The sequence below is a fragment of the Corynebacterium hansenii genome (assembly GCF_030408795.1).
In the GTDB taxonomy this organism is placed as follows: Bacteria; Actinomycetota; Actinomycetes; order Mycobacteriales; family Mycobacteriaceae; genus Corynebacterium; species Corynebacterium hansenii.
In genome coordinates, this window is record NZ_CP047211.1 from 432449 (window position 1) to 448955 (window position 16507).

A 16507-nucleotide genomic window follows, 5' to 3' on the forward strand; every position below is an offset into this window, starting at 1 on the left:
TTCGGCCTCCGCGCCGAGGCCCCGCCACAGGACGGGTGCGGCCCCCGACTCCGATTGATCGAGGTTCGATGAATTCCTCCCGCATACTCAATTCGCTGCTGTTCAAGATCATCGTGGCGATCCTGCTCGGCATCGTCTGCAGCTTCTTCTTCCCGGACTGGTTGGCGAGGGTGTTCGTCACCTTCAACTCGCTGTTCAGCGGATTCCTCGGGTTCTTCGTGCCGGTGCTCATCTTCGCCCTGATCACCCCGGCGATCTCGTCGCTCGGGCGCGGCGCCGGCAAGTGGCTCGGCGTCACCGTCGGCCTGGCGTACGCCTCGACGGTCATCTCCGGCCTGATCGCCTACGGGGTTTCCGTGGCCACCTACTCGTGGCTGCTGGCGGACCAGCAGCTGTTCGAAGCCGCGGACATCGACGAGGGCGGGCTGTCGCCGTACTTCACCATCGAGATGGATCCGCCGTTCGCCGTCATGTCGGCGCTGCTGCTGGCGTTCACGGTCGGCATCGCCATGACCGCCGTGAAGTCGGACACCCTGCAGCAGGCGGCCGAGGAGCTGCGGTCGGTGATCATGAAGGTCATCGAGAAGTTCGTCATCCCGCTGCTGCCGCCGTTCATCTTCGGCATGTTCCTGTCGATGGGCATGAACGGCAACCTCACCGACACCCTGTCGGCGTTCCTGAAGGTGCTCATCCTGGCGACCGTGATGACCTGGATCGTGCTGCTGATCCAGTACCTGCTCGCCGGCGCCTACGCGGGCGTCAACCCGTTCCGCGCGCTGAAGAACATGCTGCCGGCGTACTTCACCGCGCTGGGCACGTCGTCGTCGGCGGCGACCATCCCGGTCACCCTGAAGTCGACGCGCAACAACGGCGTCAGCGAGTCCGTCGCCGGATTCGTCGTCCCGCTGGGCGCGACCGTGCACCTGTCGGGCTCGATGATGAAGATCGGCCTGTTCGCATTCGCCGTCATGTACCTCACCGACGCCCAGCTGACGTTCGGCATGGCGCTCGGGTTCGTGCTGATGCTGGGCATCATGATGGTCGCCGCGCCGGGCGTGCCGGGCGGCGCGATCATGGCGGCGGTCGGCCTGCTGCAAACGCAGCTCGGCTTCGACGAGTCGCAGATCGCCCTGATGATCGCCGCGTACATCGCCATCGACTCGTTCGGCACCGCCTGCAACGTCACCGGCGACGGCGCGATCGCGCTGACCGTCAACAAGATGGCGCGGGGCGACCTGGGCGGCGAGAAGTTCAACGCGTCGGTGCCGGGTGCGGGGGATCCCGCGGCCGCCGCCGAAGACGGCGCCGCGCGTTAGGGCCGGATCGATGACGTCGCCGTCGTCGCCCACCTGGCGCCTCAGCATTTCCGTGGCGGGGGAGCCCGCCGGTGCAGTGGTGCACGGCAACCGCGTCCACGCCCTCGGGCCCGGCCCGCTGCCGGATCTCATCGCGGCCGCGACCGAATTCGCGCCCCGCGCGGAACCCGCGGAGCTGGTGCTCGTCCACCCGGTGACCATGGGCGTCGACGAGGTCGGCGATTGGCTCGGCCGGCTGCAGGCCATGGGCGTGCGGGCGGCGTCGGTCCGCACGGTGCCGGACACCGAAGTGCTGGCCGACGTGAAGTACGGGATGAACGATGGCCGCGACATCGTCGTCGGCGATGCGGGAACGGGGTTGGCGTACAGCCGCCTGGGCATGCGTTCGGCCGACGGCGAGCCGCTGGCGGACGCCGTGGCGACGATGATCTCCGACGCCGGTTCCCTGTCGACGTGGGCCGTGCTGATCGGATCGGAAGAGGCGATCGCCGAGGCTCGGGACCGATTCCGTGGCACCCACGTGCGGCCCTTCGAATGCCGTTCGGCCGCCCTGGCGGCGGGGGCGCTGGATCCTGGACTGTTCCACCGGCTGGCAGATGCCGGGAACGGCGACGACGAAGACGACGAATACTGCCACTGCGATTGCGACGATTGCGATTGCGACGACGGTGATTGCCATGACGATGCGGTGGCCGGGCACGGTGCCGCATCGTGGAAACCCTCGCGAGCGGCCGTGATCCTCCCCCTTGCCGTGGGCGCGATCCTCGCGCTCGCCTCAATCGGAGGGAGCGTGCTGGGATTGTTCGGCGAGGACGGGAAACTCGGGGGCAGCGTGATCACCGGGGAGTTTTCCTTCGAAGTGCGACGTGGCGAGAATCCCGCCGAAGCCGCCGCGGAGGCCGCCGCAGCAGGCCGTGATTCGGAGGAGAAGCCGTTCCGGCCGGCGCCCCCGCCGGTGCCCGACGGGGTGCCGGTGCCGGAGGCCGTGGCCCGCGTCTTCGATCTTTTCGACCCCGCGCCGTTGTTCGCGGCCCATTCCAACTGCGACCGCAACGGCGGCCCCGGGTACGAGAACCTGAACTACTACTGCCTCGACTATGGCGCGGCGACGAACCGGTTCGCCGAGGCGAATGGCCTGCCGGAACTGGCCTATCCCGGGGACGTCGTCCAGGTCCACTTCTCCACGACGGGCCCGCCGGATCGCCGCCTGTTCGAACCGCCGCGGTGCGGCGAAACGTTCAAGCGGGTCTACGAAACGCCCGGGGACACGTTCGCCTTCATCGAGGAACCCTGCGACGCGAACAACCGGCCATACGAGGGGGAGTGGCCCGCCGACGGGCGAGCGGACGTGTACATCGTCGACATGAGGAACGTGTACCGGAGCCAAGCGGGTGCCCAATATCCCCTGATCCGCATCCACGGGCTCAAGGACCGGGCCGCCGGAGAAGCACTGCTGCGGCACTACGGTCTAATCAAGTGAGCGGCCTAATCAAGTGAGCGGTCCGATCAAGTGAGCGGCTCAGCCGGCTGAGCGGCTCGATCATCCGAGCGGCTCGAGCACCCGAGCGGTCCGATTGGGTTCAGCGGCCCGGCTCCCGGACCGCCCGCCCCGGAGGCCCCGCAACCGCAGACCGCAACCGCAGACCGCAGCCGCAGACCGCGAGCGCGGGACGCTCCAGGTGCGGCGCGGGTCACGCCAGCGGGCATTTGGCGTTTGCGCAGCTCGGGGGTAAACTGGGCCGCTGGCGAGGGACACGTGTACCCGAGCCGCTCCGCGGCATTGCCGTGGAACGTAGCAGAGACATCAGCCAACGGGCCCGGATCGGGTCCGAGAAACGTGGAGGACATGGCTAAGGAAGGCGCAATCGAGGTTGAGGGCCGCGTCGTCGAGCCCTTGCCGAACGCGATGTTCCGAGTGGAGCTGGACAACGGGCACAGGGTGCTCGCCCACATCAGTGGGAAGATGCGCCAGCACTACATCCGCATTCTCCCGGAGGACCGGGTCGTCGTGGAGCTTTCCCCGTACGACCTGGAACGCGGCCGAATCGTCTACCGCTACAAGTAAGACACCACAACTCCACCGTCCTAGCGGAACGGGCGCCCGTCATCGGCGGGCGCGGGGGAGGAATCACCAGACCCGGCTCGGCGCCGGGTCCGCGCCCTTTTCCGACGTTCCGTCAGTTCACCTCCGGCAACGGTGGCCGGAGCCCCGCGCTTTTCACCCCGCCCACCCGGCGTCCGACCGGGCCACGGCGGGATCTCGGGCGGGGACGGCAGTGGAGCAAACCACCGCACCAACCGGAAGGAAAATGCCTAATGGCACGCCTTGCTGGAGTTGACCTGCCGCGCAACAAGCGCATGCAGGTCGCTCTCACCTACATCTACGGCATCGGGCCCGCCCGTGCCTCCGAGCTGCTGGAGAAGACCGGCATCTCCCCGGATCTGCGCACCGACGATCTGTCGGACGAGCAGGTCTCGTCCCTGCGCGACGTCATCGAGGCCACCTGGAAGGTGGAGGGCGACCTCCGCCGCGAGGTGCAGGCCGACATCCGCCGCAAGATCGAGATCGGCTGCTACCAGGGCCTGCGCCACCGTCGTGGCCTGCCCGTCCGTGGCCAGCGCACCAAGACCAACGCTCGTACCCGCAAGGGTCCGAAGAAGACGATCGCCGGGAAGAAGAAGTAAACATGGCAGCTCCGAAGTCCGCCCGCGGCCGCCGTACCGGCCGTCGCGTCGCGAAGAAGAACGTGGCCCAGGGCCACGCCTACATCAAGTCCACCTTCAACAACACCATCGTGTCCATCACGGACCCGAAGGGTGCCGTCATCTCGTGGGCCTCCTCGGGCCACGTCGGGTTCAAGGGCTCCCGCAAGTCCACCCCGTTCGCCGCTCAGATGGCCGCCGAGAACGCTGCGCGCAAGGCGCAGGAGCACGGCATGAAGAAGGTCGACGTGTTCGTCAAGGGCCCGGGTTCGGGCCGCGAAACCGCCATCCGTTCCCTCCAGGCCGCCGGCCTCGAGGTCAGCTCGATCTCCGACGTGACGCCGCAGCCGCACAACGGCTGCCGTCCGCCGAAGCGTCGCCGCGTCTAAGAGAAGGGAAAGAGGAGAACAAAATGGCCCGTTATACCGGACCCGCAACCCGCAAGTCCCGTCGTCTCCGCGTCGACCTCGTCGGCGGCGACATGTCCTTCGAGCGCCGCCCCTACCCGCCCGGGCAGGCCGGCCGCGCCCGCATCAAGGAGTCGGAGTACCTGCTCCAGCTGCAGGAGAAGCAGAAGGCCCGCTTCACCTACGGCGTCATGGAGAAGCAGTTCCGCCGTTACTACGCCGAGGCGAACCGTCGCGCCGGCAAGACCGGCGACAACCTCGTCATCCTGCTCGAGTCGCGTCTCGACAACGTCATCTACCGCGCCGGCCTCGCGCGCACCCGCCGCCAGGCCCGTCAGCTGGTGTCGCACGGCCACTTCACCGTCAACGGCAAGAAGATCAACGTGCCGTCGTTCCAGGTGACGCAGTACGACATCATCGACGTGCGCCCGAAGTCGCGCAAGATGCTGTGGTTCGAGGAGGCCCAGGAGGGCCTGGTCGACGCCGTCGTCCCGGCCTGGCTGCAGGTCGTCCCCGAGACCCTGCGCATCCTCGTGCACCAGCTGCCCGAGCGCGCCCAGATCGACACCCCGCTGCAGGAGCAGCTCATCGTCGAGTTCTACTCGAAGTAAGGCTCGGCGCGGCGCCCTTCCGGGCGTCCGCGCGGAACCCCTTCGACCCGGCTTTGCGACGGCCGCGTCAACCGCGGTTCGGCCGTAGAGTCGGGGCAACTTCGCATCCCCATTCCCCAAGGCGTCAAATAGCGGTCGCCACCAGGAGGATCACAGATCATGCTCATTTCCCAGCGTCCCACGCTCACCGAGGATTTCATCGATTCCTCGCGCTCCCGGTTCGTCATCGAGCCGCTGGAGCCGGGTTTCGGCTACACCCTCGGCAATTCGCTTCGCCGTACGCTGCTGTCGTCCATTCCGGGCGCGGCGGTGACGAGCATCCGCATCGACGGCGTGCTGCATGAGTTCACCACCATCCCGGGCGTGAAGGAGGATGTCTCCGACATCATCCTGAACATCAAGGGCCTGGTGCTGAGCTCCGACTTCGACGAGCCGGCGACCGTGTACCTGCGCCGCGAGGGCGGCGGAGCCGTCACGGCCGGCGACATCGAGTGCCCGGCGGGCGTGGAGATCCACAACCCGGATCACCACATCGCCACGCTCAACGAGTCGGGGCGCCTGGACATCGAGATGGTCGTCGAGCGCGGTCGCGGCTACGTTCCCGCCCAGCCGAATTCCGGCGGCGAGATCGGCCGCATCCCGGTCGACCAGATCTACTCCCCGGTGCTGAAGGTCAGCTACAAGGTCGAGGCGACCCGCGTCGAGCAGCGCACCGACTTCGACAAGCTGGTCATCGACGTGGAGACGAAGAACTCCATCTCCGCCCGCGACGCGATGGCGTCGGCCGGCAAGACCCTGGTGGAGCTCTTCGGCCTGGCCCGCGAGCTCAACGAGGCCGCCGAGGGCATCGAGATCGGCCCGTCCCCGCAGCAGAACGAGGACATCGCCGCCTACTCCATGCCCATCGAGGACCTGGACTTCTCCATGCGCTCCTACAACTGCCTGAAGCGCGAGGAGATCCACACGGTCGGCGAGCTCGCCGCCCGCACGGAGTCGGACCTGCTGGACATCCGGAACTTCGGCGACAAGTCCATCAACGAGGTCAAGGTCAAGCTTTCGGAGCTGGGCCTGTCCCTGAAGGACTCGCCGAACGATTTCGACCCGTCCACCGTTGAGGGCTACGACGCCGAGACCGGCGAATGGACCGAGGACGCGGAGGTCGGCTACGACGAGTAGCCGCTACAGCGCACGCGACTTAAAAACACGAGGAGAATCCCATGCCCAAGCCCAAGAAGGGCGCCCGTCTCGGCGGCTCCGCTTCCCACCAGAAGAAGATTCTGGCGAACCTGGCGAAGCAGCTGTTCGAGCACGGCCAGATCAAGACCACCGACACCAAGGCCAAGCTGCTGCGCCCCTACGCGGAGAAGCTGATCACGAAGGCCAAGGGCGGCACCCTGGCGGATCGCCGCAACGCCGCGAAGCTGCTGAACGACAACTACGTCGTCCAGGTGCTTTTCGACGAGCTGGCGCCGAAGTTCGCCAACCGCGAGGGCGGCTACACCCGCATCATCAAGCTGGGTAACCGCAAGGGCGACAACGCGCCGATCTCGCTGATCCAGCTGGTCACCGAGGAGACCGCTTCCGCCGAGGCGACCCGCGCCACCCGCGCCGCCGCGTCGAAGCAGGCCGAGGAGGCCAAGGCGGAGGACGCCGACGCCAAGGCCGCCGAGGAGGCTCCGGAGGTCGAGGCCGAGGAGTCGACCGACGCCGAGGCAGAGGCCGAGGCCAAGGACGCCGACGCCGACGCCGACGCCGAGGCTGAGGCCGACGCCGACGCCGAGAAGGCCGACGAGAAGTAAACCCCCGCGGTCGCTTTTCGCTCGAGCGCCCCGCCACCCGTCGTTTCGGGTGGCGGGGCGCTTTTGCGTTTTCCCCGGAAGACGGGGGATCATTGCCTTCCGTGAACGACCTTGACGTGAATGCCCCGCGCGAAGGGGACGCGAATGCCCCGAGTGGCGCCGGTGCGAGCGACGCCGGTGCCGGCGCCCCGAGTGGTGCCGGTGCCGGCGATTCGGCGGACCTCGTGCGGCTGCGCCTGGACATCGCCTACGACGGCACCGATTTCCACGGGTGGGCCGCGCAGGGCGGGCCGGGCGGGGCGTCGCTGCGCACGGTCCAGGGCGTGATCGAGGACGCCCTGGCCAAGATCCTGCGCCAGGAGGCGCGCCTGACGGTCGCCGGCCGCACGGACGCGGGGGTGCATGCGCTGGCGCAGGTCGCCCACGTCGACGTCACCCGCCAGTCGCTGGACACGAGGTCCATCGCCGGCGATCCGGCGCGGCTGGTGCGGCGGCTGGCGCGCCTGTTGCCCGACGACGTCTCCATCCGGGCCTGCTCCTTCGCCCCGGAGGGCTTCGACGCCAGGTTCTCGGCTTTGCGACGCCACTACGTCTACCGCATCACCACCTCCGACGCGGGCCCGCTGCCCACGCGTGCGCGCGATACGGCGACGTGGACGCGAAAGGTCGATCTGGACGTGCTGCGCGAGTCCGCGGAGATGCTCGTCGGCCTGAACGATTTCGCCGCGTTCTGCCGCCACCGCGAAAACGCGACCACCATCCGCGACCTGCAGCTGTTCGAGTGGCACGACATTTCCACGGCCGCGGAGCCGGAGCTGTACGAGGCCCGGGTCACCGCCGACGCTTTCTGCTGGTCGATGGTGCGGTCGCTGGTGGGCGCCTGCCTGGCGACGGCGGAGGGCCGCCGCCCCCGCGGCTTCACCGGCGGGCTGCTCGACGAGCGCGAACGCTCGCCGCTCGTGCCCGTGGCGCCCGCCAAGGGCCTGGCGCTGGCGGGGGTGGATTACCCGGATGACGGCGAATTGGCCGCCCGCGCCGCCAAGACCCGGGACATCCGCGTCCTGCCCGGCGAGGAGCACCGCGCCGTCGGCAAGGGCTGCCCCGACACCAACCCGTGGTTCGACGGAATGCCCGACCGCTAGACTGACGCCGGTCGGAACCATTCGTTCCACTCTCACCGACCCATCGAATCGACCTGGGTCCCTAGTTTCCCCGGAGGCGCTTCACCGTGATCTGGCCCGCCATCGTGTTGGTCCTGCTGCTCGTCGTCCCCGGAGCCATCCTGGCCGTAGCGTCGGGCCTCCGGCTCGGCTGGGCGCTCGCGCTCGGCCCGGCGCTCACCTTCGCGGTCACGGGCCTCGCCGGGTGGTTGTTCGGCGCGGTCGGCATCGGCTACTCGACGCTCACCGTCGCCCTGGCGTGGCTCGTCATGGTCGCCGTCGCGCTGGTGTGGCGCCGCTTCGCGCCCAAGCGGGAGGATGCGGCGGGGCGGGCGTCGTCAAGCGAGGAGCCCCGCGGCCGCGCACGGGCCCTCATGGCGTTGCCCGCCGTGGCGGGATTGGCGGTCGCGGTGGTGACCCTGGGGTGGGCCGCGCTGTCCCGGCTCGCCCGCGCCACCGAGGGCATCGAGGCCATCCAGCAGTCGTGGGACGTGCACTGGCACGCCTCGGTGATCAAGTACGCGCTGGACACCGGGATGGTGTCGTCGACGCGGATGGGCGAGATCCAGAACCTGGAGACCTCCGGCGACATGTACTACCCGGCGGCCTGGCACGCGTTCGGCGCGACGGTCGTCGAGGTCACGGGCCTGAGCGTGCCGGCCACCGTCAACATCCTCGGCCTGGTCGCCCCCGCCCTGCTGCTGCCGCTGGGCGCGGCCGCGCTGGGCTGGCGGATGATCGACCGCGGCGGCTGGACCGCCTCCATCGCGGCGGGCCTGGCCGCGGTGCTGACCACCGCCGTGCCCGTGATGGCGCCCATCGGCGTCTACGTCGGCGCATGGCCCTACCTGCTGGGCATCGCCCTCACCGGCGTCACCTTCGCCGTGCTGTCGTCGGTGCCGCACGCGCCGATCCGCATGTTCGCCGGCGCGCTGGCGCTGATCGGCATCGGCCAGCTCCACCCCTCCGCCGTGCCGTCGACCGTGCTGCTGCTCGCCGCCTGGTGGCTGTTCGGCCGGCTCTGGCGGCCCGTGCGCCCGGAGCTGGGGGCCGCGAAGTCCCGGCTGCGCGACATCGGGCTGATGGCCCTGCCCGGCGTCGTCTCCGCCGCGTTCCTGCTGCCGCAGTGGCTCTCCGGCGAGCAGCAGGCCCAGGAAATCCGCGCCGAGAGCGCCACGGTCGACGTCAACCGCTTCGAATCCTGGTACCGCGCCGCGACGATGCTCACCCGCCACGCGGAGGACTACGGGTCGGTCAAGCCGGTGATCATCGTCGGCGTCATCGGCCTGGCGGTCCTGGCGCTGCTGCTGCGGCGCTACTGGCCGGCGGTCGCGTGGGCGGTGTCGGTGCTGTACACCACGCACGCCATCAACACCTTCGACGGGGTCTTCGGCAAATTGCTCGGCGTCTACACCGGCCTGCACTACTCCACGCCGCACCGCCTGGTCCTGCAGACCGCGCTGTTGATCACGGCGGCCGGCGGCGCGGGCGTGGCCCTGCTCATCGCCGCTGCGGCGGCGTACGCGGCGCGTCGCAAAGCCCGGAGCGCGGCCACCGCGAGCGACGCACCGGCGAGCGATGCAACGGCGTGTGACGCACCGGCGGGCACAGGTAACGCGAGCACCGCCCCCGCAGGCGAGGATGCCGCTCCCGTGCCCTTCGCCGACCGGCTCGCGCGCCCCAACCCGGCACCCGCCCCGGTCGCGGGCATGCTCGTCGCGGCGTTGCTGGTGGCCGGGTTCGTCCCGTGGGCGGTGCACCGCATGGCGCCGGTCAACGACCACTCGTACCTGGACATCCGCGACCACCGGTTGGTCAGCGAGCGCGACCTGCGCGCCTTCGACTGGCTGGCGCAACAGCCCGAGGCCCACGAGCACCGGGTGTTCACCAACCCCAACGAGGGCTCGGCGTGGATGTACATGCGCAACGACATCCCCACCGTGTTCCGCCACTTCGTGTGGCCGGACGCCGACAAGCACTCGGCGACGTCGATGATCTACTGGCACACCGACAAGATCGGCTGGGGCGAACCGTGGAACCCGACGGCCGCCAACCAGGTGGACCTGGCGCTGAAGAAGCTCGACGTCGGCTTCATCTACGTTTCGCCGCCGTACTTCTGGGCGGACCAGCGCATCAACATGCGCATGCAGGAGGGCGCCTGGTGGTCGCGCGGCCTGACGCCGGTGTACCGCGACGAGGAAGTCACCATCTACGCCGTCAACGCCGTGATCGACCCCGAGCGCATCGAAGAGATGCGCAAGGGCTCGCCGATGGAGATGCCGCCGATGACCACCCGCGGCCAGGCGGGCGCGGCCAAGCCGGGCGACGCCGACTACGACGCCCCGCACGCCTGGGTGCCGGACTTCTCTACCGGTTACCGCGGGGAGGGCTCGGTGTTCCCGGAGGGGCAGGAGCCGCTGACGGTGCGCCCCAAGTAGGCGCACGATCCCCCTCCGGCCCGCGCCCCGCGCGCCCTGGGCCGTTTCGCCCGCCGCACCGGTGACATCGATCACGGGCGGCGGGCATCTGCGCGATTGGGTGGGTTCGACCGGCCCGAGCACGTAGGGTGAGGGACCATGCGCAAGTTCACCACGTTCGCCGCCCTCGCCGCCTCGACCCTTCTGCTGGCCGGGTGCTCGGGCGGCGGGGTCGATTCCGAGTCCGAGACGATCGCCGACACCTCGTCGAATACGCCGACCAGCGCGGCGCCGCTCAACGACGGCGGCGCCAATCAGGGGCAGTCCGGCCAGAAGGTCACGGACGTCCCGGACTCGCGCTTCATGCCGCCGGGGGCCACGGGCTCGCGCATCTTCCGCCTCGCCGATGGTGCGACGGAGTGCTTCGCCAATTCGCTCGGCCCGGATTCCTTCCTGACGTGCCGCACGAACTTCGCCAATCCGCCGATGGTGCAGTCCTACGGCGGCGAGCAGGTCCCGGCCAACGCGGTGACGTGGTCGCCGGGCGCGGCGCCCGTGTACGCCCACATGAACTTCCCGGACACCGGCCATCAGCCGGCGACCCTGAACGCCTACGAGCGCGTCAAGATGTTCGGTTTCACCTGCACGGCCTATGGCCCCGCGACGGTCGAGTGCGGCGGCCCGGGCGGCAGCGCATCGCTCGACGCCGGCAACGTCACGGGCGCGACCGTCCCGGCGCCGACCGAGGCCCCCGCGCCGCCGTCGGAGGGGCTGCCCGCCCCGTCGCTGCCGAACATCGAGGTCCCCGACATGGGCGACATCATCGGCCCCAAGCCGGGCCAGTAGCGCCCCCGCTTCACGACGACGCCCGTCAGACCTTCGCCGACATGATCGGCAGGGGCCTGACGGGCGTTTTCGCGTCCCCGATGCGCAGGTGCCAGGCGTGGGCGCCGATGATCAGGCGCGGGACGTCCGCGCGGGCGGGGCCGGATGGTTCGGGCGGCGGGGCGTCGTGAAGCATGATCGCCGCGGTGCGCGGGGACCCGTCCGCCGTGGCACCGCGATCGAGGACGAGCAGGTCGACGGTCGGGTCGCCGGCGGCGGTGACGGGCACGGCCCCGTGGTCGAGGAGAATGCCGAAAGCGCGGGGGCGGTGCGTGCGGATGCCGATGCGGGCGCCGGTGATGAGCGTGGGCACGAGGAGTTCGGCTAGGCGGGCGGGGTCGGCGACGACGTCGAGGCGCTCGAGGGACGGCAGCGACATCACCAGCGGGCCGCCGTCGCGGGAGGTGCCCACCAGCTGCGCCGGAGCGTGCGGCACGTCGAAGTCGTGCGCCGGGGTGAACCACAGGTGCGGGCGGCGGACGTGGCCCCGGCCCGGGGCGCGGGCGAGGAGACGCTCGGGCTCGGTGGCGGCGTCGAGGTCGAATTCGCCGGGGGAGAGGGGCCGGGCGCGCAGACCGAGCAGTCCCAACCGGTGGATGAAGAAGTCCAGGCGCGCGCGATCGTGCTCCGCGGGGCCGCCGACGAGCACCGACGCCCACTCGGGTTCGGCTACCCCGAGCTGATCGGCGAAACCCCGGTAGCGGTGGGCGGCTTCGCCCGTGGCGCGGACCGGGCGGCGGTGCACCGAGACCACGTCGACGGGCACCGGGCACTCGGCGACGGCATCGACCAGGGCCGGCATCGGCAGCACGTCACGGTCGGCGGAGACGATTCGGGCGCCCGCCGTGGGAACCGGATTCGGTCCGCGCCATCGGTCGCGCAGCGCCCGGCCGCGCACCGGGACGTGTACCCCGGCGACGACGAGCGCCGACGCCCCCACCAGCAAAGGGGCCGCGTTGTCCGCGAGAAACCCCGGCATGCCAGACCAATCCAACTGCGCCACCCCCGGCAAATGATCGGCGCACCCCCGCGCCTCGGGCCACCCGTCCGGCGGCCGTCGACGGGCAGCCTAGCGGCGGCTGGCCTAGGCTGCCGTGCGAAGAACATGGGTGACGACGATTCGGGGGGAACGTCACATGCCTCGCACTCCGACCACGCCCGCGCAGATCAGCGGGCACAGGTTCCTGGTCCGCCGCGTGGAACACGCGCTGGTCAGGGCCGATGCCCGGATGCTCCACGATCCGCTGCGGACCCGGGGCCGGGCGGTGGCCGCGGGGGCGGCGCTGCTGGTGCTCGTGCTTGCGGGGACGGTGATCTTCGGGCTGATCCGGCCCCGCGATGGCACGGCCGACGCGGATCTGCTCCTGGTGCGCGACACGGGGGCGCTGCACGTGCGCATCGACGACCGCGTCCACCCGGTGGCGAACCTGGCGTCCGCGCGGCTGGTGCTGGGGCAGCCGGCCGAACCGGTCCGCGTCGGGGGAGGGGCGCTGGGCGACGTGCCCGCGGGGCACCCCATCGGCATCGCGGGGGCGCCGGCCATCGCCGCCTCCGACCCGCCCGGCGCGCCTGCCGCGGTGGGCGTGTGCGAAAACGCCGAGCCCGCCCTGCATGAGCCGGTCGCGGTCCGGTCCACCGTGGCCCGCACCGGGGGCCTGCCCGCCGACGACGGCGTGGCGGCCCTGCTCGGCGACGGGGAGCGGCTGTGGTTGGTCCACGGCGGGCGCCGGGCGCTGATCGACGCCGCCGATCCCGCGCTGGCGCGGTCGCTCGGGCTGGCCGGGGCGCCGGTTCGCCCCGCCGGGCCGGCCCTGTTGCGGGCGCTGCCCGAGGCGCCGCCGGTGACGGTCCCCGAGGTGCCCCGGGTGGGGGAGGCGACCGCATGGCCCGCGCCGTTCGACCTGGTCGGACGGGTCGTCGAGGTGGCGGACCGGCGCGTGGCGGTGCTTTCCGACGGCGCCGTCGAAGTCCCTCCGGTGCTCGCCGACGTCTTCGCGGCCCGGTTCGGTTCCGCCTCGGCGACGGAGCCGGAGCTGGCCGCGGTTCCCGTCGCCGCCGCACCCGACGCCGGTTCGCTGCCCGGCGAGATCACCGAATGGGCCCCGGCCGACGGCTGGTTGTGCGTCGACGCCGATGCACGGGACACGTCGGTCACCGTCGGCAAGCCACCCGCCGGAGTCGTGCCCTACCCGGGGGCCGACGGGCCGGGGCCCGCGATGGACGGGTTTTCCGGCGGCGCGCCCGGCACCGTCGCCGTGGACACCGGAGCGGGCGTGCACCTGGTCACCGTCGATGGCACGCGGCACCAGGTGGAGAACCGCCGCGCGCTGGCCGTGCTGGGCTACCACTCGGCGGTGCCCGTGCCGTGGCGGGTGCTGGCGTCGCTTCGCGAGGGGCCGGAGCTGACGCGCGCCGCCGCACTGGCCCCGGCGTGACGGGCGGTCGGCAGCGGGCGGTGTGGTGGGGCGCCCGGTGCCGGGGCGACGGGTACGACTCACCTTCGCGGCGATCGGTGCGGGTGACGGGCGCGCGAAAAGGTAAAATAAGTCAAACCTTGCCGGGTGATGTGAGGTAAGGCTACGGTTCGCCGTAATGGATCGCAGACGGAATTCTTCTCGGAAGGAACGCGCATGAATCAACCCACGGAGGGGGCGCCGCCGGATGATGTGGTGCTCGATGTCCGGGACCTCTGCAAGACCTACGGAAACGGCCCCCGGGCCAAACGGGTGCTGGACGGGGTGAGCTTCCGCGTTCGCCGCGGGCAAACGGTCGCCCTGCTCGGCGCCAACGGCGCCGGCAAGACCACGCTGGTGAACATCGCCACCACCCTGCTGATGCCGAGCTCCGGGACGGTTCTGGTGTGCGGGGCCGACGTCGTCGCCCGCGCCCGCGAGGTCCGCGAGCACATCTCGCTCACCGGGCAGTTCGCCGCGGTGGACGGGGAACTGACCGGGCGGGAGAACCTGATCTTCTTCGCCCGGATCAACGGCTTCGGCAGGGCGGGAGCCGCCGCCCGCGCGGATGAGCTGCTGAAGCGATTCCGGCTTGACGACGCCGGCGATCAGCGGGTTTCCGCGTATTCCGGGGGCATGCGGCGGCGGCTGGACATCGCGGCGTCGATGATCGTCGAAACCGAGCTGCTGTTCCTCGATGAACCCACCACCGGTCTCGACCCCCTGTCGCGCCGGGAGCTGTGGGCGATGGTCGACGAACTGCGCGGCCGCGGCGTGGCCATCCTGTTGACCACCCAATACCTCGACGAAGCCGAGCGGCTGGCCGACGACGTCGTCCTGCTGAGGGACGGGCGCACCGTGGCGCAGGGTTCCCCGTCGGAGCTTCGCCGGAAATTCGGCGCCCCGCGGTGTTGCCTCGGTTTCGACGATGAGGCATCGGCGCGGCGCGCGGCGTCGCACACCCTGCCGGAGAGCCTGGGCCGCCCGCGGGAGGACTTCACCGTCGATGCCCTGGAAGTCTCCTTCATCGCCCACGATGGGACGGAGGATCTGATCGGGGCGACCCGCGCGCTCGGGTCCACCGGGCCGGAGATCGTCTCCGCCGCGATCACCCCGCCCTCGCTGGACGACGTCTTCCTCGGCACCGCCTTCGCCGGCGGCGGAGCGGGCGGAGAGAACCGGCCGTGACCCACCCCGCAGGAACCCTGACCGGCCGGAGGCCCCCGGCCGCCCACGCCCTGGCCGGCGCCGTCACGCGCAACAACCTGCGGCTGTTCCGCAACTCCGCGTCACTGGTGTCGGCCCTGGTGATCCCCGGCATGATGATGCTCGCGTTCTGGGTCGTATTCGGGCACGCGGCCAAGGAATCCGGATTCGACTACGCGCTGTTCCTGATGGCCGGATCGATGTTCCAGGCCGTCATGTTCACCGCCGGCGGGTCCTGCATGGCCCTGGCCGTGGACGTGGAAAGCGGGCTGATCGGAAGGCTGCGCGCGATGCCGATCCCCGCTTTGGTGGCCGTCGGCGCGCGCATGATCACCGATCTGGTGCGCTCCCTGCTCTCCGTGCTGGCGGTCGTCGCCATCGGCCTGCTCTGCGGCGCGAAGCCCGCGGGCGTGATGGGGCTGCTGCTCGCATGCCTCCTGGCCTTGCTGATGGGGGAGGTTCTGGTGCTCGCGTTCTGCGGGCTGGCGCTGCGTTCGCGGCGGCATCCCGTGCAAATGGCGGGGCTGATCCAGGGCGTGGAAATGCCGCTGCTGATGCTCTCCAGCGCCTTCATCCCGTTGTCGGCCCTCCCCGAGTGGATCGAACCCGTCATCGCGCACATGCCGTTCACGGTGATGATCGAGACCAACCGCGCCTTCCTCATGGGGCGGGGCCCGGGCAGCGAAGGCTGGGAGGCCCTGGCGTGGCTGGTGCTGGGACTGGTCCTCGGCGGCTGGTGGGTCGCCGCGGCATTCAGGAGGCAGCGATGAGCACGAGGGAAGGATTGCACATCGGCTGGGCCGGCGCCGTCGGCGTCCACGCCGGGCGCCTGCTGAAGCGCTGGCGCCGATCCCCCGCATCGGTCTTCTCCACCGTGATGATGCCGATAGTCATGCTCGTGATCATGAAGATCATGTTCTCCGGGATGGTCGAGCAGTTCAGCGGCGTCCCGATGAACATGGCGTCGATCTCGGTGATGATCGCGGTGTCCCAGGCGTTCACGGTCGCCCTGATCGGAGCCGGCGGCATCGTGCAGGAACGCCATGACGGCCTGCCGGACAGGTTGGCGACGGTCCCGGGCCCCCGCTTCGCGGGCATGGCCGGGCGCATCCTCGCCTCGTCGGTGATCTCCTGGCTGTCGATGCTCTCGGCGGTCGCGGTTGGCCTGGTCCTCGGCGCCGATTTCGGTTCTCCGGCGGCGCTGGCGGGGACTCTCGCGATTCTGATGGCGGTGGCCCTGGCGTCCGGTTCCATCGGCGTGATGCTCGGCTTCATGGTCGACACCCCGCAGGGGGCGATGAGCTTCGTTCCCCTGGTCATGGTCGCGATGTTCCTCAATCCCGGAATGATGCCGCGGGAGCTGTACGCCGAACCTCTGCGGCCGATGGTCGACTTCTCCCCGGTGACTGCGGTGCTCGAGCTGATGAACGCGTTCATGGACGGTGACGTCACCGCCGCGGCGGTCATTCCGTTCGTCGCCTGGTTCGCCGCGCTCACGGCGCTGGGTCTTCTGATCCTCGCCCGCAAGACCACCTCCACCCGGCGCTGAA

General features: G+C 70.4%; 16 protein-coding genes. 15 read left to right on the top strand and 1 reads right to left on the bottom strand.

Annotated elements, in window-relative coordinates:
• The first annotated feature begins 68 nt into the window (after positions 1-68).
• The 11 genes from CHAN_RS01970 to CHAN_RS02020 all read left to right on the top strand — a co-directional run bounded on the left by CHAN_RS01970 (position 69) and on the right by CHAN_RS02020 (position 11259).
• Entirely contained in the window at positions 69-1316 is a 1248-nt protein-coding gene (locus tag CHAN_RS01970) for a dicarboxylate/amino acid:cation symporter (protein WP_048740113.1), read from the top strand.
• A gap of 10 nt (positions 1317-1326) precedes the next feature.
• On the top strand, positions 1327-2796 hold the full coding sequence (locus CHAN_RS01975) for a hypothetical protein (RefSeq protein WP_290291189.1): 1470 nt from the start codon (positions 1327-1329) through the stop codon (positions 2794-2796).
• 366 nt (positions 2797-3162) lie between these two features.
• Positions 3163-3381, top strand: coding sequence for a translation initiation factor IF-1 (gene infA / locus CHAN_RS01980; RefSeq protein ID WP_048740264.1), 219 nt, complete (start codon positions 3163-3165; stop codon positions 3379-3381).
• 251 nt (positions 3382-3632) lie between these two features.
• Entirely contained in the window at positions 3633-4001 is a 369-nt protein-coding gene (gene rpsM, locus CHAN_RS01985; protein WP_048740115.1) for a 30S ribosomal protein S13, read from the top strand.
• A gap of 2 nt (positions 4002-4003) precedes the next feature.
• Positions 4004-4408, top strand: coding sequence for a 30S ribosomal protein S11 (gene rpsK / locus CHAN_RS01990; RefSeq protein WP_046650836.1), 405 nt, complete (start codon positions 4004-4006; stop codon positions 4406-4408).
• 23 nt (positions 4409-4431) lie between these two features.
• Positions 4432-5037 (top strand): 30S ribosomal protein S4, encoded by a 606-nt coding sequence (rpsD, locus tag CHAN_RS01995; protein ID WP_048740116.1) that lies wholly within the window; start codon positions 4432-4434, stop codon positions 5035-5037.
• A 159-nt stretch (positions 5038-5196) separates the two neighbouring features.
• Positions 5197-6213, top strand: a complete 1017-nt coding sequence (locus CHAN_RS02000; RefSeq protein ID WP_048740117.1) for a DNA-directed RNA polymerase subunit alpha — start codon at positions 5197-5199, stop codon at positions 6211-6213.
• 41 nt (positions 6214-6254) lie between these two features.
• Positions 6255-6836, top strand: coding sequence for a 50S ribosomal protein L17 (gene rplQ / locus CHAN_RS02005; RefSeq protein WP_290291198.1), 582 nt, complete (start codon positions 6255-6257; stop codon positions 6834-6836).
• 224 nt (positions 6837-7060) lie between these two features.
• Complete coding sequence (gene truA / locus CHAN_RS02010) at positions 7061-7978, top strand: tRNA pseudouridine(38-40) synthase TruA (protein WP_065421439.1); 918 nt, start codon at positions 7061-7063, stop codon at positions 7976-7978.
• An 86-nt stretch (positions 7979-8064) separates the two neighbouring features.
• Entirely contained in the window at positions 8065-10434 is a 2370-nt protein-coding gene (locus CHAN_RS02015) for a DUF6541 family protein (RefSeq protein ID WP_290291201.1), read from the top strand.
• A 138-nt stretch (positions 10435-10572) separates the two neighbouring features.
• Positions 10573-11259, top strand: coding sequence for a hypothetical protein (locus CHAN_RS02020; protein WP_290291204.1), 687 nt, complete (start codon positions 10573-10575; stop codon positions 11257-11259).
• A gap of 25 nt (positions 11260-11284) precedes the next feature.
• On the opposite strand, the gene CHAN_RS02025 is transcribed toward CHAN_RS02020, so the two are convergent.
• Entirely contained in the window at positions 11285-12277 is a 993-nt protein-coding gene (locus CHAN_RS02025) for an amino acid adenylation domain-containing protein (RefSeq protein WP_290291206.1), read from the bottom strand.
• Positions 12278-12434: 157 nt separating this feature from the next.
• Between CHAN_RS02025 and eccB the strand changes: the two genes are divergently transcribed.
• The 4 genes from eccB (at position 12435) to CHAN_RS02045 (ending at position 16506) form a co-directional block, all read left to right on the top strand.
• The gene (gene eccB, locus CHAN_RS02030) at positions 12435-13733 is read left to right on the top strand and encodes a type VII secretion protein EccB (RefSeq protein ID WP_290291208.1); all 1299 of its coding nucleotides are present in this window, start codon (positions 12435-12437) and stop codon (positions 13731-13733) included.
• A 195-nt stretch (positions 13734-13928) separates the two neighbouring features.
• Positions 13929-14939: an ABC transporter ATP-binding protein gene (locus CHAN_RS02035; RefSeq protein WP_290291210.1), complete on the top strand. Its 1011-nt coding sequence runs from the start codon at positions 13929-13931 to the stop codon at positions 14937-14939.
• Positions 14936-15727 carry an ABC transporter permease gene (locus CHAN_RS02040; protein ID WP_290291212.1) on the top strand — a complete coding sequence of 264 codons (792 nt, stop codon included), beginning with the start codon at positions 14936-14938 and terminating at the stop codon, positions 15725-15727. Before CHAN_RS02035 ends, CHAN_RS02040 begins: the two co-directional genes overlap by 4 nt.
• Positions 15724-16506 carry an ABC transporter permease gene (locus tag CHAN_RS02045; RefSeq protein ID WP_290291214.1) on the top strand — a complete coding sequence of 261 codons (783 nt, stop codon included), beginning with the start codon at positions 15724-15726 and terminating at the stop codon, positions 16504-16506. The genes CHAN_RS02040 and CHAN_RS02045 overlap by 4 nt, the downstream gene beginning before the upstream one ends.
• The last annotated feature ends 1 nt before the right edge of the window (position 16507 follow it).